The organism is Rahnella sp. PAMC25617, from assembly GCF_050606005.1.
Taxonomy (GTDB): Bacteria; Pseudomonadota; Gammaproteobacteria; order Enterobacterales; family Enterobacteriaceae; genus Rahnella; species Rahnella variigena.
Genome location: NZ_JBOCUM010000014.1, coordinates 166,969 through 185,549 on the forward strand (window position 1 = coordinate 166,969; position 18,581 = coordinate 185,549).

12 protein-coding genes are annotated in these 18,581 nt (G+C 55.7%); 8 read left to right on the forward strand and 4 right to left on the reverse strand.

The window, feature by feature from the left end:
* Positions 1 to 4: 4 nt before the first annotated feature.
* Positions 5 to 1,603, reverse strand: coding sequence for a cellulose biosynthesis protein BcsE (gene bcsE, locus ACM615_RS18025; protein ID WP_431012266.1), 1,599 nt, complete (start codon positions 1,601 to 1,603; stop codon positions 5 to 7).
* Positions 1,604 to 1,806: 203 nt separating this feature from the next.
* On the opposite strand from bcsE, the gene bcsR reads away from it, so the two are divergent.
* From bcsR to ACM615_RS18050, 5 genes are read left to right on the forward strand one after another with little or no spacing between them, the layout of a single operon-like run.
* Positions 1,807 to 2,007 (forward strand): cellulose biosynthesis protein BcsR, encoded by a 201-nt coding sequence (gene bcsR, locus ACM615_RS18030; protein WP_431012267.1) that lies wholly within the window; start codon positions 1,807 to 1,809, stop codon positions 2,005 to 2,007.
* Position 2,008: 1 nt separating this feature from the next.
* Positions 2,009 to 2,734, forward strand: coding sequence for a cellulose biosynthesis protein BcsQ (bcsQ, locus tag ACM615_RS18035; protein WP_129638206.1), 726 nt, complete (start codon positions 2,009 to 2,011; stop codon positions 2,732 to 2,734).
* Positions 2,731 to 5,343, forward strand: a complete 2,613-nt coding sequence (bcsA, locus tag ACM615_RS18040; RefSeq protein WP_431012268.1) for a UDP-forming cellulose synthase catalytic subunit — start codon at positions 2,731 to 2,733, stop codon at positions 5,341 to 5,343. The genes bcsQ and bcsA overlap by 4 nt, the downstream gene beginning before the upstream one ends.
* A complete protein-coding gene (gene bcsB / locus ACM615_RS18045; protein ID WP_431012269.1) occupies positions 5,343 to 7,712 on the forward strand; it encodes a cellulose biosynthesis cyclic di-GMP-binding regulatory protein BcsB in 2,370 nt (789 codons plus the stop codon). Before bcsA ends, bcsB begins: the two co-directional genes overlap by 1 nt.
* 22 nt (positions 7,713 to 7,734) lie before the next feature.
* Complete coding sequence (locus ACM615_RS18050; protein ID WP_431012335.1) at positions 7,735 to 11,007, forward strand: cellulose synthase subunit BcsC-related outer membrane protein; 3,273 nt, start codon at positions 7,735 to 7,737, stop codon at positions 11,005 to 11,007.
* A gap of 504 nt (positions 11,008 to 11,511) precedes the next feature.
* Here the strand turns inward: ACM615_RS18050 and hutG are convergent.
* The 3 genes from hutG to hutC all read right to left on the reverse strand — a co-directional run bounded on the left by hutG (position 11,512) and on the right by hutC (position 14,615).
* Complete coding sequence (gene hutG / locus ACM615_RS18055) at positions 11,512 to 12,348, reverse strand: N-formylglutamate deformylase (RefSeq protein WP_159282508.1); 837 nt, start codon at positions 12,346 to 12,348, stop codon at positions 11,512 to 11,514.
* Positions 12,345 to 13,607: an imidazolonepropionase gene (gene hutI, locus ACM615_RS18060; protein ID WP_431012270.1), complete on the reverse strand. Its 1,263-nt coding sequence runs from the start codon at positions 13,605 to 13,607 to the stop codon at positions 12,345 to 12,347. Before hutI ends, hutG begins: the two co-directional genes overlap by 4 nt.
* 207 nt (positions 13,608 to 13,814) lie before the next feature.
* Positions 13,815 to 14,615: a histidine utilization repressor gene (hutC, locus tag ACM615_RS18065; RefSeq protein ID WP_431012336.1), complete on the reverse strand. Its 801-nt coding sequence runs from the start codon at positions 14,613 to 14,615 to the stop codon at positions 13,815 to 13,817.
* 311 nt (positions 14,616 to 14,926) lie between these two features.
* Between hutC and ACM615_RS18070 the strand changes: the two genes are divergently transcribed.
* From ACM615_RS18070 to hutH, 3 genes are all read left to right on the forward strand, one after another.
* Positions 14,927 to 16,300, forward strand: a complete 1,374-nt coding sequence (locus tag ACM615_RS18070; protein ID WP_431012271.1) for a formimidoylglutamate deiminase — start codon at positions 14,927 to 14,929, stop codon at positions 16,298 to 16,300.
* Positions 16,297 to 16,899 carry a HutD/Ves family protein gene (locus ACM615_RS18075; protein ID WP_431012272.1) on the forward strand — a complete coding sequence of 201 codons (603 nt, stop codon included), beginning with the start codon at positions 16,297 to 16,299 and terminating at the stop codon, positions 16,897 to 16,899. Before ACM615_RS18070 ends, ACM615_RS18075 begins: the two co-directional genes overlap by 4 nt.
* 89 nt (positions 16,900 to 16,988) lie before the next feature.
* Positions 16,989 to 18,539 (forward strand): histidine ammonia-lyase, encoded by a 1,551-nt coding sequence (gene hutH / locus ACM615_RS18080; protein ID WP_129638213.1) that lies wholly within the window; start codon positions 16,989 to 16,991, stop codon positions 18,537 to 18,539.
* Positions 18,540 to 18,581: the final 42 nt, after the last annotated feature.

Consider the following 18,581-nt stretch of genomic DNA (forward strand, 5'->3'; position numbering starts at 1 on the left):
TCTCTTACTCCGGCGTGTTAATAACGGGTGTATCGCTCACGGCCAGCGTGATGGGAACGGGCTGATGAACGGGCGCACGTTTCAAAGGTTCAGATTTATGCGCCACAAAAGGCTGTGCTTCTGACACCGGATTTGCCATCGGCGGTTTGGCGGCCAGACGGCGAACTTCTGTCTGAATATCCAGCTCGTGACTCCAGAAAGTCTGACTGCTAAAGACTTCTTTCACCGGCAGATTAAACAGGAAGGCCAGAACGTTTTCGACATCACTGACCTGACAGTTCGACAGGAACAAATACAGATGACGTTCAGTCACGGTCAGAATATCGCCGTCGCGGCGCAGCGAACAAAGCGACATCGCCTGCTGCGGGCTGATCCCGGCGGCAGGGCGCAGTGAAATTAAAATCCCGCGTGATTCGGTCGCCAGCGCGGCGTGATCCCAGATATCGCGCATCACGTCGCAGAACACCGGCAGCGGCAGATATCCCTTATGATGCGTTGGTAAACGGCTGTCCAGCAGCACGTCAATGTCCTGCGGGACGTGACGGGTAAACGTCAGATTTTGCAGATCATCCAGTAAGGTCAGAAAGTTGGAAAGGCGTGCAGCGTGCGGCACCACCAGATTGGCACCGCAGGCCTGCAACAGACGCTGGTCGACATAGCGCAGGGAAGAGTTCATCTCGCGCACCACAATTTTCAAACCATTGCCGCGCTGAATGCGCAAAAGGTGGATCTGCCGTGCGAGCACTTCCACTTCATCGTTACCCGCCAGCGCAAAAATAACGGTGGCAGAACGGGCGTGCGTGGCTCTTTCGGTCAGCGCGTCGTTGCCATCGAACAGGAACCAGCGCCCGGAAAGTGCAGGCGCACCTTCCAGCACCGAACGCTCTGCCAGCAACATCCACTGATCATCACCGGTTTGGGCTGAAGCTGAAGGAGCACCGTCTTTCTGGATCTCCCAACCGTTCGTGCGCGGGATGAGAGGATAAAGCGTATTCGCTTCGGCACCCAGACTGTCATGCCACCAGGAGATGCCCCACTGGTTTGGGTTCACATCGGTTTTTAAATCAGCAAGGCCATATATATTGTGGTGGAATAAATGTAAGCGGGATTTAACCGCATTAATGCCATCGCCGAAGCAGATAATAAGCAGCGTCGCCCCTTTACTATTAGCGCCTGACTGAATTTCACCCAGCCAGCGGGAAAGTTGTTTATCTTTTACTTCCTGACAGCGCACGGCAGGAAGTAATAAAATCATTAAAGAAGCAGGGGGAGCAGGCAGGCGATTAATATCGGCGGGCAATCCCAGAAACGCTTTTTTTCCTTCCGCGTGCTGATAATAAAACGTTTGCCTGGGGTATTTATGCAAATGGGTAAGAAGGATATTGTCATCAGCTAGTCTATTTTTATCACCAGAGCAAATTAAATTGTGCTGTGGAAAAAACAGGCTGACAGGGATTTCTCCCCGCTGAGCTTCAAGTACCTGACCACTCAAACGATATGCCGCTTCCTGACTGTCGGTGTTGACCCAGTAAAGCCCCTGAGCCTGCATCTGGCCTAAACCATTCCAGAATTGCTTCATACCCAATGAAAAGGAGAGTGCCATATTGTTAATCTGCTTCTGTCCGGTTTTGATTAAAAGTCTGCTGGGACACACTGATAAATGTGAGTATAATAAATTCTATCATTGCTACATTAAATAATCATAATTCTTCACAATAATGTTTGATACTAAAATGCCTAATCATGCCGGGCAATTTTTGGCTGTGCTGAAGTATCAGCATTTGGATTGAAGCAGGGAGAGAAACGGTGGCGGCCAATATTGCAGACTCAGAAGAATCCGAACCGTCCAGCGATGATGATTTTTATGCGCTGAGTCACTTTTTTTCTTTGTCAGAATTACATTACGTAGATATAGCCCGTAAAGAAAAAATTCCGCAACTAATGTCCCGCTGGCCATTATTGGCAGAGTTGGCGCAATTCGCTGAACACGGCGCGGAGAAAAAATAATATGGCTGTCATCGCGTTACAGGGTTTTCGTGGCGGTACCGGGACCACTTCGGTGACCGCAGCGTTGGCCTGGGGGCTCGCACAACTGAATGAAAAAGTGCTGGTGATCGACTTTTCACCGGAAAACGTGCTGCGGTTACATTTTGGTATGCCTTTCGCTCAGTCGCGTGGCTGGTGTTCCGCGCACCAAGCCGGAGAAGCCTGGCAACAATCAGCGATGCGTTACCACGCCCGCCTCGACTTTCTGCCTTACGGTCATGTTTCAGGTGAAGATGTCAGCGAGGCTGATTTCGACTGGCAAAAAGCACTCACGCAGCTTAAAAATACCGGCGTCTATGACTGGATCCTGATTGATTCTCCGGCGGCTGATCCTCTGCCTGCGCAGTCGCTGGCCGACAGCACGGTGGTACTTCTGCATGCCGATACCCAGTCGCATCTTCGTTTACACCAGCACGCCTTAGCGCCAAACGGGCGCTATCTGCTCAATCAGTTCGTTCCCTCCAGCCAGTTACAGCAAGATATTTTGCTGTTATGGCAAGAAACCTTGCCAGCATTGATCCCGGTGATTTTACATCGTGATGAAGCCATGGCGGAATCGCTGGCGGTGAAACAACCGGTCGGGGAATGGAAAGATAACAGCAAGATCGCCCGTGAAATGAATACGCTGGCGAACTGGTTCCTGCTCAATCTTCGTCAGCCGCAAGCGGTGCGGAGTCCGGCAAAATGAACGGCCTGTTGAACCTGTTTTTTGTGCCGCCCGTCATGCAGGAACTGCAGCACCGTTACCGCCGTTACCGGCAGGCAAAATCTTCACGCATTGCTTCCGGCATGATGATTTTTTGTGTGGCGCTGTGCTGGCTGTTTCTGCGTTTTGAATCACCTGCCTGGCAGCGTGTGGGCGCGCAGAGAACCCGCTGGTATCCGCAAATTTCGCCTTCGCGGGTGCGTATTGCCGATCCGCTGCGTTATCTCGTTCAGAGCCTGTGGTTGCTGATCATCATCCCGGCAGGAAAAACCCGTGGCGGCATCGTTTATAGCCGGTGGCCGCAACGGCTGCGGGAAAGGATCCATTTCTGGCTGGAATCGTTGCCAAAACGGGTGACACAAAGCCCGCTGGAAACCCGTATCACACGTCGTATCGGAAAAATGAACCGCGCCGGCAGGCGCGTTCTGATGATGATGGCCGGGCTGGTGGCCTTTACGCTGGCCATGTTCTGCATTTCCCAGCCATTTGGTTATCTCGCCCAGTTTATTTTCGTGGTGCTGCTGTGGAGCATTGCGATGATTATCCGTCGCATTCCGGGGCGTTTCCCGGCGCTTATGATGATTGTTCTGTCGCTGACCATTTCCTGCCGCTATTTATGGTGGCGCTACACCTCAACCCTGAACTGGGAAGATCCGCTGAGCCTGATTTGCGGTTTACTGCTGCTGGGCGCGGAAACCTACTCCTGGACCGTGCTGGTGCTCGGTTATATCCAGACCATCTGGCCGCTTAACCGTAAACCGGTGCCGATGCCTGAGGATGTCTCGACCTGGCCGACGGTTGATCTGATGATCCCCACCTATAACGAAGACCTCAGCGTAGTAAAACCGACGTTGTATGCGGCGCTCGGACTGGACTGGCCCCGTGAAAAACTGACTATTTACCTGCTTGATGACGGCAACCGGCAGGAGTTCGCCGATTTTGCCCACGAAATTGGCATCAAGTATATTGCGCGTGAAACGCATGAACATGCCAAAGCCGGTAACATCAATAACGCGCTGAAACAGGCAAAAAGTGAACTTGTGGCGATTTTTGACTGCGACCACGTGCCGACCCGTTCTTTCCTGCAACTGACCGTCGGCTGGTTCTTCAAAGATAAAAAACTCAGCATGATGCAGACGCCGCATCATTTTTTCTCGCCGGATCCGTTTGAACGAAATCTGGGACGTATGCGCCGCACGCCGAACGAAGGCGAGTTGTTCTACGGTCTTGTGCAGGACGGCAACGACCTGTGGGATGCCAGCTTTTTCTGCGGTTCCTGCGCGGTGTTACGCCGTGATGTGCTCGATGAAATCGGTGGTATCGCGGTGGAAACCGTCACCGAAGATGCCCATACCTCACTGCGTATGCACCGACACGGCTACAGTTCAGCCTATATCCGTATTCCGCAGGCGGCGGGGCTGGCGACTGAAAGCCTTTCCGCCCACGTCAGTCAGCGTATCCGCTGGGCGCGCGGGATGGTGCAGATTTTCCGCCTTGATAATCCGCTGTTCGGCAAAGGGCTGAAACTGGCACAACGGCTGTGTTATGCCAACGCCATGATGCACTTCCTGGCGGGGATCCCGCGGCTTATCTTCCTGACCGCGCCGCTGGCATTTCTGTTATTACACGCCTACATCATTTATGCCCCGGCGATTGCGATAGCACTGTATGTTCTGCCGCACATGATCCACGCCAGCCTGACTAACTCCCGCGTGCAGGGGAAATACCGCCATTCTTTCTGGAATGAAATCTACGAAACCGTGCTGGCGTGGTATATCGCACGACCCACTACCGTGGCGCTGTTTAATCCGCACGCCGGTAAATTTAACGTCACCGCCAAAGGTGGCCTGAACAAACACGCCTACGTTGACTGGAAAATCAGCCGCCCGTATCAGATTCTGATGCTGCTTAACCTGGCCGGATTATTCTTCGGCATTTACCGCATTATTTATGGTCGCCCCGATGAAATCCTGACCGTGCTGGTGAGTATGGCGTGGGTGATTTACAACATGATTATTCTCGGCGGGGCGATTGCGGTGGCGTTTGAATCGAAACAGGTGCGTCAGGCGCATCGTGTCGAAGCCAGAATGCCAGCCTCGCTGATAAAACCGGACGGCCACATTTATGTGTGTACCGTGCAGGATTATTCGGACAACGGCGTCGGGCTGGAAACTGAAAGTGCCAGCCAGTTTAAAGCTGGTGACAACGTCACGTTACTGTTGCACCGCGGTCAGCAGGAATACACTTTCCCGATGCAAATCAGTCGTGTGTTTGGTACCAGCATGGGAATGCAGCTTCTGCCGCTCACCACGCAACAACATATCGATTTCATTCAATGTACTTTTGCCCGTGCTGACAGCTGGGTATTGCGCGAAGACAGTTTCCCTGAAGACAAACCGATGGAAAGCCTGCGTGAAGTGCTGGGGCTCGGTATCCGCGGCTACCTGCGGATGCTGGATATTGCACCGCAACGCTTCCGTCCGCTGGCCTCCCGCACCCGGTCGTTTGGCGGCTGGCTGCTGTCTTTCGCGCCGCGAAATCCGCCGCTGTCCGTTCAGCCTGATGAACCCAACCTGATGATGACCAAATAATGAAAAGACTTCCTCTAACAATTTTGATGGCATCCGCCCTGATATCATTGGCGGTGGGTTCAGTGGCTCCGGCCTTCGGTGCGCCAGCACCAGCCAGTGCAGGCAATCAGCCCGTTACCGCAGTTTCTGCGAACATTATGACGTCGTCGGCTCCGACGCAGGTGACGTTACCGGTGGTCGCACCGGCGGTGGATCCGATGATAATTCCGGGCGCGCCAGTGCGCAGTGTCACGCTGCCGTTTGCGGATGTGGCGCCGACGCCGGGTGCGATTACCCTGCGCGGCATTCAGCCTAACGGTCAGATTGAATTCGGTGTGCGCAGTGATGAAGTGGTAACACAGGCGATGCTGAATCTGGAATTCACACCGTCACCGTCGCTGATCCCCGTACAGTCACATCTTAAGGTGTATCTCAATGACCAGCTGATGGGCGTTGAAGTGATCAACAAAGACCAGCTCGGCAAGAAAAACCACTTACAGATGGCGATTGATCCGCGCTATGTCACAGACTTCAACCGCATCCGTCTGGAATTTATCGGCCATTACCAGAATGTGTGTGAAAACCCGGCCAATACCACGCTGTGGCTGGAGATCGGTAAGGGCAGTTCGCTGAGTCTGCAATACCAAAAACTGCCGCTGAGCAACGATCTGGCGCATTTCCCGGTGCCGTTCTTTGATGCGCGTGACAGTCGTCCGCTGGATTTGCCGATGGTCTTTGCCGCGTCGCCGGACGCCACCCAGCAACAGGCAGCGGGAATTCTTGCCTCCTGGTTCGGGACCAAAGCGCAGTGGCGCGGTCAGTCGTTCCCGACGCTGTATAACCAGATGCCGGACAGTCATGCCATTGTGTTTGCCACCAATGACAAGCGCCCGGATTTCCTCAAAGCGTTGCCGCCGGTGAAAGGGCCGGTGGTGCAGATGGTCAGCCGCCCGGATAATCCTTACGTGAAAATGCTGCTGATTTTAGGGCGTGACGATAAAGATTTGCTGACGGCGGTAAAAGGCATCGCGCAGGGCAACATCCTGTTCCGTGGTGAAGCCATCGGCGTGGATAATGTTGACCAGGCTCAGCCACGTCAGCCGTACGATGCGCCAAACTGGGTGCGCACCGACCGCCCGATGAACTTCGGTGAACTGAAACAGTACGCTGAACAGTTGCAGTCAGACGGTATTCAGCCGAACCCGATTACACTCAATATCAACCTGCCGCCGGACTTGTTCCTCATCAACAGCACCGGTATCGATATGCGGCTGAAATATCGTTATACGTCGCCGCAGCTGAAAAATACCTCACGCCTGAGCATCAGCCTGAACAACCAGTTTGTGCAGGACCTGACCCTGAAAACCGGTCACGATCAGGATTCACAACTGCTGCGTCTTTCCTTGTTACAAGGGCTGCTCGATGGCAGCAAAGACCTGAACATTCCGGCGCTAAAACTCGGTGCTGTGAACCAGATGCGCTTTGATTTCGACTACACCTCGCTGCTGGCCAGCGGCACGGAAGGTCGCTGCGAAACCTACACCACGGTGCCAAATCATGTGGTGATTGACGACAGTTCAACCATCGACTTCTCCGGTTACCGTCACTTTATGGCGATGCCGGATTTACGTGCGTTCGCCAATGCCGGTTTCCCGTTCAGCCGCATGGCCGATTTGTCCCAGACGCTGGTGCTGGTTCAGCCGCAACCGCAGCCGGTGCAGCTGACTACGCTGCTTGATGCGATGGGTAATATTGGCGCGCTCACCGGGTATCCGGCGCTGGGGGTGGGGCTGACGGAAGATACTGCTAAAGCCAAATCGACCGATGCGGATTTACTGGTGATCGGCAGTCTGCCGGAAAGTCTGCGTGACGACAGTATGCGCGATGACAAAAAAGCCAATTTGCTGATCACCGCAGCACGCGACGCCGTGAATACGCCCATCCGCCAGACTCCGCTGCCGGACAATACGGCACCGGCGAGCGACGCTCAGGTGGATACCCGTGCGCAAATCACGGCGCAGGGCCCGATAGCCGCAGTCGTCGGTATGCAGTCACCGTATTTTGACCAGCGCAGCGTCGTGGCGCTGATGGCGAACAGCCCGCAAGGCTTTGAATTGCTCAACACCTCGATGCAGGACACTAAACAACGCGCGCAGGTCTTCGGATCGGTCAGCGTGGTGCGTGATTCCGGCGTCAGCAGCCTGAGAGTGGGCGACACTTACTACGTCGGTCATCTGCCATGGTGGGAACGTGTGTGGAATGCGCTGGCGACCCATCCGGTGCTGCTTGCGGTGATGGCGGTGATCGTGGTGTTGCTGGCAGCGATTCTGTTGTGGACCGGCCTGCGTTCTCTGGCGCGTCGTCGTCTGTCTGATGATGACCAGGAATAAGCACGTGAACACCTGTCACAAAATGCGTTTTCCTCTCAACCGGCTGGCCCTGACGTTAGGGCTGGCTCTGCTGGCTGCGCCGGCGATTTCAGCGCCGGTGGTTTCTCCCGAACAGTGGCTGCTGGAACAGGTGCGGGTCGGGGAAGCCAGCCATCAGGATGATTTAGTGCGCCAGTCGCTGTTCCGCCTCGAACTGATGGATCCGCAAAATCCTAAGGTGCTTTCAGCCCGTTTGCGTTTGCTTCTGCGTGAAGGCGATCAGGCCAAAGCGCAGCAGCAACTGGAAAAAATCAAACAGGTGGCGCCCGGCTCCGACGATTACCGGCAGGCAGAACTCAGCCTGAAAATCGCCTCGCCAGAGATGCAGCAAAAATTGCAACAGACGCGTCTGCTGGCGACGGCAGGGCGGCTGGATGAAGCCAAAGCGCAGTACGACGAACTTTTTGGCGGCCAGCCGCCGACGCTGGATCTGGCCGTTGAATACTGGCAACTGATCGCCCGCCTCCCGGGGCAAAAAGCCCGCGCTCAGGCGCAGCTTCAGGCGCTGAATAACCAGTATCCGGGCGATGTTCAGCTGCGTCTGCAACTGGCGCAGATGGCCTTTGAGCAGGGTGATGACGCCAGAGCCGTGGGGCTGATCAAACAGGTTGCTGCCACCAACGAAGGGCGTTCACCCGCCGCCGATTTATGGCTGGCGCGCATTAAAGACCAGCCGGTAGGTAATGCCAGCGTTGACGCCCTGCAGCAGTTTATTGCTACCTTTGATACCGGTCCGCAGGTGATTGCGGCACAGCAGGAACTCCAGCGCCAGCAGGGGTTACTGGCCGATCCGCGTTATCAGGCGCGTATCCGTGGTCTGGCGCAAATCGACAAAGGCGGTTCAACCGGCGCGATCGCACCGCTGAAACAGGCTTTACAGGCCACGCCAAATGATGCCGAAGTGCTGGGCGCGATGGGGCTGGCCTATTCCCGCGCCGGTAACCGCCAGCAGGCACTGACGATGTTCCAGCGCGCTAAAGCCGCAGAAACCGATGGCTATAACGCCGGAAAATGGAACAGCCTGATCCAGACCAACAGCTACTGGCTGAAAGTCGATCAGGGCGATAAGGCGTTAAAAGCCGGTCAGCTCGAACAGGCCGAAGCAGCTTATCAGCAGGCGCAGCGCCTTGATCCGCGCGACCCATGGGCACCCGTCGGGCTGGGTGATGTGGCGGTGGCGCGTAAAAACGATCCACAGGCCGAACAGGCTTATCGCCGTGCGCTGATGCTGGAGCGTGACAACAGCAGCGCCCAGCGCGGACTGGCAAATATTTATCAGCGACAGTCGCCGCAAAAAGCTCTTGATTACATCAATTCATTACCGGCGGCGTCACGGGCAAAACTCAGTGACAAACAGCGCGGTTTGCAAAGTGACATTGTCACTGAGCAGGCAGAAAAATACGTCGTCGAACGCAACTGGAATCAGGCAGCGAACCGTTACGCCGAAGCGCTGAAATTCAATCCGGATGATGTCTGGGCAACATATCACTACGCCGGCACGCTGAGGGAAGCAGGCGAACCGGCCAAAGCCGATGCTGTTTTCGCACAGTTTGCGGCGAAGCATCCTTCCGATCCGCAACAGGTTTACGCCTATTCGCTGTATCTCTCTGGTTCAGACCGCGACGATGCGGCATTGCGTCATCTGCACACCTTGCCGGAAGCCAGATGGGACGAGAATATGCGCGAAATGGCGCAGCGCATCCGGCTGGACAAAACGCTCACTGCAATTGATGCCTCGCTGGCTGCGGGAAATACCGCGCAGGCGAAACAGGAATTACAGCAGGCCAGTCTTCAGGGGCTGAGCCTCAATCAGCAGCGTCGTGTGGCAATGGCGTGGCTGGATGTCGGTGAAACCAGCAGAGCGGCATCCTTGTTACAACCGCTGAAAGCTGCCGCCGCATCACAACCCGCAGGACAGGATAAGGCGCTGATTTATCGTAACGCTGCCAATGTTGAACAACAGCTCGGTCAGCCGCAGCTGGCGCGACAGGATTATGAACAGGCGATGGTCGCCAGCGGCATCACCGATAAATTGCCGCAGGACAACGATGGTTATACACGGCTGACGCGAAACAATGCGGGCGATGACTGGCTTAAACGCGGCATCCGTTCTGACGCGCATGATTTGTACCGCCAGCAGGACGTGAATTTTACCGTGGATACGGATTCCTGGACCTCAAGCGGGACGCCGGGTAAATCCGATCTCACTGCCAACACCACCATGTTCCAGGCCGATATGCCGGTTTATCAGGGGCGCGGATTCCTGCGTGCCGACTGGGTGCGTATGGATGCCGGAACGTTCGACAATGAAAACGGCAACTATGAGGCGAGCTTTGGTACCTGTAGCGATCAGAACTGCCGACGCTACCGCAGCCAGACAGCCAATGGTCTCAGCCTGGGCGCGGGCTGGGAAAATGACAAATGGAAAGGGGATCTGGGCACCACGCCGCTCGGCTTCCCGGTGGTCAACTGGGTCGGCGGACTGGCTTACAGCGGAGACTGGGACCAGATTGGCTGGACGAACACCGTTTCGCGGCGTCCGGTCTCCAGCTCATTACTCTCGTTTGCCGGCGCAAAAGATCCGGGCACAGGCACCACCTGGGGCGGCGTTATCGCCACCGGTGGCAGTCTTGGTTTGAGTTACGATCAGGGGCTGGCAAACGGCGTCTGGGCTGACCTGAGTGCGCATCAGCTGACCGGTAAAAATGTCGAAGACAACACCCGTGAGCGTCTGATGGGCGGGTATTACTACAAAGTCATCAATGAGGATAACCGCCGCGCGACCGTTGGCCTGAGTTCGATGGTCTGGCATTACCAGAAAGATCTCAGCGGTTATACGCTGGGACAGGGCGGCTATTACAGTCCGCAGCAATATTTCTCGGTTTCCTTGCCGGTTAATTATCGCCAGCGTACTGAGAACTGGTCATGGCAGCTGGGCGGGTCGGTATCCTGGTCGCGCTCTTCGACCAGTGACCAAAAGCGTTACCCGATACAAAATCTGATCCCGGATTCGTTACCGGATAAAAGCGCCATCGAAACCGGCAGCAGCGGTTCTGGCTTCGGATATACAGTGCAGGCACTGCTTGAGCGCCGTGTCAGCTCCCACTGGACGGTCGGCGGCGGTATCGATATTCAGCAGGCAAAAGATTACACGCCAAGCCATTTCCTGCTGTACGCGAGATATTCGATGAGCGGCTGGCAGGGGGATCTGGATATGCCGCCGGAGCCGTTAGTGCCGTATGCGGACTTTAAGTAATGCCAGACCGGGCATTAGGGTGGTTTTTCGCTTACAGCGAAAGCTGGATCGAGATGATTTCGGTTTCTTAACAGCGGTGATCACTTGACGTGCTGCGCCGAAACCGCCCAAAAGGGGCCATGACGGGCCCCTCTTGGATCTCCCTCGTCTTAAACTGCGCGCTAAAGCAGAAAGATGGACAACTCCCTCCCCTGCGAAGGGGAGGGTTGGGGTGGGGTATTAAGGTCAAAAACTAAAACCTGAAGTTCACTCTTACCCGGTTTTAGCCCTTAAAACCCCCTCCCAGCCTCCCCCTTCGCAGGGGGAGGAGTAAAGATAAAAACATTCCGCCGTTGAATTTAAGAGGGTGCGAGCGGAGCGCGCAGTTAAAAAAACGCAGGATTCCAAAGGGTTTCGTTTAAAACCCTTTGGGCCCGTGTGGGCGGCGAGCCCACGACCTTGACCTTAAGGCCAGTTTGGGAGCCGACCCAAGGTCCTCCCCTTAGTGGTCAGCGAAACGCGAGATTAAACAGCGCCCTGTTTATAAGCATCTTCCCCCCATCTCACCATCCCCTCGAGCAACCGCTTCAACAACACCTGTAATTCACCTGCCTTATCAGGCGCAAAAGCGAATGGCTCGATCTCCTCCATGTAATTCACCTGCGCCAGTTCCAGCTGAACGGCGTGAATATCCAGGTCCGGCTGGCCGTAGGCACGGGTGATGTAGCCACCTTTAAACCGGCCATTCAGGACATGACTGAACCGCGATTGCTGGTTACAGGTGCGTTCGAGGATTTCACTCAGCGCCGGTGAACAGCTGGCGCCGCTGTTGGTGCCGAGATTTAAATCGGGAAGCTGACCGTCGAAAAGACGTGGGATGACTGATGCAATGGAATGCGCGTCAAACAGCAGTGCGTAGCCGAATTCCTGCTTCATGCGCGCCAGTTCTGACTGGATTTTCTGGTGATACGGCTGCCAGATCTGTTCAAGATATTGCTGGCGCCGGGCATCTGCTGGCGTCATACCCGGTTTGAACGTAGCGCGGCCATCAAAGAGCGTATCGGGATATAAGCCCGTCGTGGCAGTGGTATACAGCGGTTTATCGTCTGAAGGCCGGTTCAGGTCGATAACAAAACGCGAATACTGTCCGACCAGAATGCTGGCACCGAGCGCCCGCGCAAAGTCGTACAACTGTGGAATATGCCAGTCGGTATCTGAAAGCGGCAGCGCGGCATCACTCAGACCGCTGGCGACCTCCGGCGTCAGGTGCGTTCCGGCGTGGGGAATGCTGATCAGTAAGGGCGCGGTACCTTGCGTAAACTGGTAAGGTTCGGCGATAACGGTGTCAGTTGACAGGCTCATGAACGAAACTCTCCCCGGACTTCTCCACGAAAGACAACGGTGCAGGGCAGCTGCCCGCCCAGCCAGTAAACCAGCTCAGCAGGACGCGACAGCGGCCAGTGTATGAAATCAGCGACTTTTCCGGCTTCCAGCGTGCCATGCGTATCCTGTAACCCCAGAGCACGTGCGCCGTGGCTGGTGATCCCGGCCAGCGCTTCTTCAGGCGTCAGGCGGAACAACGTACAGCCCATGTTTAGCATCAGACGCAGAGAAAGTGCAGGGGATGTCCCCGGATTGGCATCACTGGCCAGTGCCATCGGCACGTGATATTTGCGAAACTCATCCACCGGCGGACATTGTGTCTCGCGCAGTAAATAATAGGCACCAGGCAGTAAAACAGCCACGGTGCCGCTGGCAGCCATTGCCTGTGCATCTTCGGGTGTGGCGTATTCCAGATGATCGGCGGATAACGCATGGTACCGTGCCGCCATTTCGCTGCCGTGCAGCGAAGACAATTGTTCGGCGTGTAATTTCACCGGCAAACCCAAAGCCTGCGCGGCGATAAATACCCGCTCAACCTGTGCCGGAGAAAAGGCCAGATGCTCACAAAACGCATCCACCGCATCGGCCAGATTTTCACTGGCGACGACTGGCAACAGCGTATCGCAGATGAGTTCAATGTAGTCATCGGCACGCCCTTTGAATTCTGGCGGCAGGGCATGAGCTGCCAGACAGGTGGATTTCACCTCGACCGGCAACATATCGCCTAATCTGCGGATCACCCGCAACATTTTGAGCTCACTTTCTACGCTCAGTCCGTAACCGGATTTAATCTCAACGCAGGTCACGCCCTCTGCCAGCAGCGGCTGTAAGCGAAACAGCGCCTGCGCCAGCAGCTGATCTTCGCTGGCTTCACGGGTGGCGTTGACGGTCGATAAAATCCCGCCGCCAGCTGCCGCGATGTCGGCATAACTTACGCCGTTCAGCCGCTGTTCAAACTCTGCGCTGCGGTCTCCGCCGAACACCAGATGCGTATGACAATCGACAAAGCCGGGCGTGATGATGCCGCCCTCAAATTCATGCACCTTTGCAGCGGGAAAATGGGGGCAATGGTCGTCGCTGCCGGTCCAGACGATTTTTCCGCCGGTAACCGCAATTACGCCGTTTTCGATCAGGTTGTAATGCCCGTCCTGCATAGTCACCAGCGTGGCACCGCGCCATACACTTTCGCAGTCAGAGGGGGGGGCGGAGGAAAATTGTGGAGAGAGGGCTACCGGCATGAAAAGACTCCAGGCTGAATTCATCTTGTATAGACAACTAAAGTCAACCTAACGCATAACCCGTAAACCGGCAAGGCAGCCAGCAATAGTTTTTTCTTATTACGAGATGTCTTCCAAAATTTGAATGAAGATTTGTATGAAGGTTTGAGTGAAGGTTTGTATGAAGAGATAGCGGCGGTTCAACGCCGCTATTAAGGTGTGCCGGGGTCAGCCGTGGCTGGAGAAACGGCCGAATAACTGATAGCGGGAACCCGGATAAATCAGGCGTGCTGAGGTGACCACTCGGCTGCCGCTCCAGGTACGGCGGTGGATCAGGAGGCAGGGCTCATGTTCGCCCAGTTGCAACAATTCGCGTTGTTCATCGCTGGCGCTGATCGCTTCCACGCGATGTTCACCTGCGGTCAGCGGCGCGATTTCCATCAGATAGGTATAAGGTGACTGCTTGTTCAGCACCTGCTGCAAATAGTCTGGCGCAGTGTCGGGATTCACAAACCGGTCTTCGATTTGCACGGGTATATTGTTTTCGTAATGCACAATTTGCGAATAAAACAGCAGGGCACCGGTCGCGATCCCCAGCTGAAGCGCCTGATCGGCATCGGCCAGCCGGGCCTCACACACCAGGATCCTGCTGTCATGCTGATGCCCCCGCCGGGCGATTTCATCGGCAATGTTATGCACTTCCAGCATCGGGGTATAAGCCTTGGCTTCAGCAACAAAGGTGCCGACCCCCTGCATGCGGATCAAAAATCCTTCGCTGGTCAGCTCACGCAGAGCGCGGTTGATGGTCATGCGGCTGACGCCAAGCTCGTTCACCAGTTCACTTTCCGAAGGCACGCGCTGGTGCGGTTTCCAGACACCGGCACGGATCTGACTGATGATTGCCTGTTTCACTCGCTGATAAATCGGCGCGGGCGTATCGCTCATGGCGCCCGCCAGTTCGGACAATGTCTGCCGGGACACTTCCTCTTGCGCGGTACCCGTCTGCGACAGCGGCGTGGTCTCCGGCATGTCATTTACCTCACTCAACTTTTCTCTCCCTCAATTTTTATCTCACCCGACATTCATCTCAGCCCACTTTTATCTCAACCAACAAGTGTACAGGCGTGTCGTGAATGTTTTTTCAGTCTGCACGCTAGTTTCCCCCAGAGGAAATTAAATAAAAAGGGCGTGACGGAAAACTAATTTTATAAAAAAAGGACAGTTGCAAGTTTACAGCGCAATCAGGCATATGTATATGTATAGACAAGTCGCTTAAAAGTTTCGCAATTGTTTCATGAAAATTGCGCTTATGTTTTTTCTTGCTGACCAGGAATGCTGTTATGCCTGCTTATTTTGCTTCTCGCGCCTTACTTGCCCGGGGCTGGGCACACAATGTGCGTCTGGACGTAGATGTTACCGGATACCTTTCTGCTGTTACGCCTGACAGTGATCCGCAGGGCTGCCAGCGCCTCAACGGCCCGGTTGTGCCGGGAATGCCTAATCTGCATTCCCATGCGTTTCAGCGGGTGATGGCCGGGCTGGCAGAAGTTGCCGGCGATCCGCAGGACAGTTTCTGGACCTGGCGTGACCTGATGTATCGCATGGTGCAGCGTCTTACACCCGAACAGGTCGGTGTGATCGCCCGCCAGCTGTACATCGAAATGCTCAAGGGTGGCTATACGCAGGTGGCTGAATTCCACTACCTGCATAACGACATCAACGGGCAGCCCTATGCTGATCGCGGTGAAATGACCGCGCATCTGAGCCACGCCGCCACCCAGGCGGGCATCGGTCTGACGATGTTGCCGGTGCTTTACAGTTATGCCGGATTTGGCGCTCAGCCCGCGCAGGCAGGGCAAAAACGTTTCATACAGGATGCTGATAGTTATCTGAAGCAACAGGACATTATCCGCAAACAGCTGAACGGCAATCCGCTGCAAAATCAGGGGCTATGTTTCCATTCCCTGCGCGCTGTGACGCTTGAGCAAATGCAACAGGTGCTGAACGCCGGTGACAAAAATGTGCCTGTGCATATCCACATCGCTGAGCAGCAAAAAGAGGTGAATGATTGTCTGGGCTGGAGCGGTCAGCGCCCGATCAGCTGGCTTTATGACAATCTGGATATTGATGCCCGCTGGTGCCTGATCCACGCCACTCACGCTGACCGCTTTGAACTGGCGAGCATGGCAAAAAGTGGGGCGGTGGCAGGGCTGTGTCCGACCACTGAAGCGAATCTTGGCGACGGGATTTTCCCTGGTGTGGATTATCTGACTCACGCTGGCCGCTGGGGTATTGGCTCTGACAGCCATGTATCACTCAATGTGGTGGAAGAATTGCGCTGGTTTGAATACGGGCAGCGTTTACGTGACCAGCGCCGCAACCGCCTGACCACTCCTGCACAAAATTCAGTGGGCGACGTGTTGTATAACCAGGCATTGCAGGGCGGTGCACAGGCCTGCGGGGCAGCCATCGGACAGCTTTCGGCAGGGTATCGCGGTGACTGGCTGGTACTCGACGGCAACAGTCCTTATCTGGCTGCGGCAAAAGACGGCGAACTGCTTAACCGCTGGTTGTTTGCCGGTAATGCCGGGCAAATCCGCGATGTCTATGTCGGCGGTATCGCGCGCATTACTGACGGGCAGCACGAGCAACAACAGGCTGCGGCTGCGGACTTTCTGCACCTGCTGAATCAGCTGGCGGAGGACGCTGTATGACAGACTGGCTGCATTTCACCTTTGACAGTCTGCCGGTCAGCGCGTGGCGCAACGGCGGTGGTGAGACCCGCGAAATCATCAGCTATCCGCCGGGTAAAAGTGATTTTGACTGGCGCATCAGCATTGCCACTATCGCGCAGGACGGCCCGTTTTCGGCCTTTCCGGGTATTGACCGCTCCATTACTTTGCTCAGCGGTGATGGCGTGTATTTACAGGCATTGCCGGACATCGACCATGCTCTCACTGTTACCGGCGAACCCTTTTTATTTAGCGGGGATATCGCGCTCAGCGCCCGTCTGGCGGGTGGTGTGACGACTGATTTCAACGTGATGACACGCCGTACGGTTTGCGCCGCGCGCGTGACCGCCAGCACTGAAACTCTGCGCATCAGTCATGAAAAAGGTGGCGCGATGTATGTGATCCGCGGTGAGTGGCAAATGCCGGATGGGGTAGTTATCGCCTCGGGCGAGGGCTTTGTCTGGTCTTCACCGCCGGCGGAAAAACACGGCACGGAACATTTTATGGCGACGGCAAAACATCCCGATGGCCTGCTGCTGTGGGCTGCGGTGACGCAACAGAATGGCGACTGGATTTCTTGATTTAGTGTAAAGCATTGCATAAACACCCGGCGGACAGCGTTCTTAGCCGGGTTTACTTCCCGTTTTACTTGTCTATACAGGAATAGATTATGGCTTCTTCATCCACTGAATTCACCCTTTGCCGCCTGCAACCGGGTCACGTTGACTTGCCGATGTTGCGCAGGATTTATCAGGGCAATGTTCGCCTTGAGCTGGCTGAGGAGGCGCGTGCAGGCGTGCTGGCATCGCAGGAGACGGTCACCCGCATCGTGGAATCTGGCAAAGTGGTGTACGGCATTAACACCGGTTTCGGCAAGCTGGCGCAAACGCGTATTCCGGCAGAGCGTCTGGCGGAACTGCAACGCAATCTGGTGCTGTCTCACAGTGTGGGTATCGGCAAGGATCTGGCTGACAATGTGGTGCGTCTGGTGATGGCGACCAAAGTGCTGAGCCTGTCACGCGGGCATTCCGGTATCCGCATCGAAGTGATTGATGCGCTGATTACGCTGTTCAACGCTGGCGTTTATCCGTGCATTCCTGAGAAGGGTTCCGTCGGGGCTTCCGGTGACTTAGCGCCGCTGGCGCATCTTTCCCTGATGCTGATTGGTGAAGGTCAGGTGACAGCAAAAGGTGAAAAAATGTCAGCCACGCAAGGGCTCGCCACCGCCGGTCTGAAGCCTTTCGAACTGGGTCCGAAAGAGGGGCTGGCGCTGCTCAACGGTACGCAGGTTTCTACCTCGCTGGCCCTGTCCGGTTTGTTCGAAGCCGAGCGTGTCTTCTCTGCAGGGCTGGTGGCGGGTGCGCTGTCGCTGGAAGCCATCAAAGGTTCGGTCAGACCGCTTGACCCGCGTATTCATGAAGCCCGCGGTCAGTTGGGACAGGTAAGCGTGGCGGCTGCACTGACCACTTTGCTGACTGGCAGTGACATTGTCACTTCTCATGCGGATTGTAGTCGCGTTCAGGATCCGTATTCCATCCGCTGCGTACCGCAGGTCATGGGCGCCTGCCTCGATAACCTGCACCATGCCGCACGCATCCTGCGTATCGAAGCCAATGCGGCGTCCGATAACCCGCTGGTGTTTTCCGAAAACGGGGATGTGATTTCCGGCGGTAACTTCCACGCCGAGCCGGTGGCGTTCGCCGCTGACATCATCGCACTGGCTGTTGCCGAAATCGGTGCGATCTCCGAACGCCGCATGGCACTGCTGCTGGATACGGGACTTTCCGGTCTGCCGCCTTTCCTGGTCAATGACGGCGGGGTGAACTCCGGCTTTATGATTGCGCAGGTGACGGCCGCTGCGCTGGCATCAGAAAACAAATCACTGGCACATCCGGGTAGCGTGGACAGCCTGCCGACTTCGGCGAATCAGGAGGATCATGTTTCTATGGCGACCTACGCCGCACGCCGTCTGGGCGACATGTGCTTTAACACCAGCGTCGTGGTGGGGATTGAAGCGATGGCGGCGGCTCAGGGGATCGACTTCCACCGTCCGCTGCAAAGTTCGGCCACGCTGGAAAATGAGATGAAAGCCATCCGCGAAAACGTGGCGTTCCTGGAGAAAGATCGCCTGATGGCGCCGGACGTGGAAATGATGCGTCTGTGGGCTTCCCGTGAACACTGGCCGGCTGCGATTGAAGCGCTGCTGCCAAGCTTTGCCTGAAACTATTTCTGAATCCGAATCTGAATTTTAGAGGAAACGACA

Coding starts and splice junctions, on each gene's coding strand:
- hutC (WP_431012336.1), bottom strand. CDS start 14,615: ATGCCGGAGACCACGCCGCTGTCGCAGACGGGTACCGCGCAAGAGGAA.
- bcsB (WP_431012269.1), top strand. CDS start 5,343: ATGAAAAGACTTCCTCTAACAATTTTGATGGCATCCGCCCTGATATCA.
- hutH (WP_129638213.1), top strand. CDS start 16,989: ATGGCTTCTTCATCCACTGAATTCACCCTTTGCCGCCTGCAACCGGGT.
- bcsQ (WP_129638206.1), top strand. CDS start 2,009: ATGGCTGTCATCGCGTTACAGGGTTTTCGTGGCGGTACCGGGACCACT.
- ACM615_RS18075 (WP_431012272.1), top strand. CDS start 16,297: ATGACAGACTGGCTGCATTTCACCTTTGACAGTCTGCCGGTCAGCGCG.
- hutI (WP_431012270.1), bottom strand. CDS start 13,607: ATGCCGGTAGCCCTCTCTCCACAATTTTCCTCCGCCCCCCCCTCTGAC.
- ACM615_RS18050 (WP_431012335.1), top strand. CDS start 7,735: ATGCGTTTTCCTCTCAACCGGCTGGCCCTGACGTTAGGGCTGGCTCTG.
- hutG (WP_159282508.1), bottom strand. CDS start 12,348: ATGAGCCTGTCAACTGACACCGTTATCGCCGAACCTTACCAGTTTACG.
- bcsE (WP_431012266.1), bottom strand. CDS start 1,603: ATGGCACTCTCCTTTTCATTGGGTATGAAGCAATTCTGGAATGGTTTA.
- ACM615_RS18070 (WP_431012271.1), top strand. CDS start 14,927: ATGCCTGCTTATTTTGCTTCTCGCGCCTTACTTGCCCGGGGCTGGGCA.
- bcsA (WP_431012268.1), top strand. CDS start 2,731: ATGAACGGCCTGTTGAACCTGTTTTTTGTGCCGCCCGTCATGCAGGAA.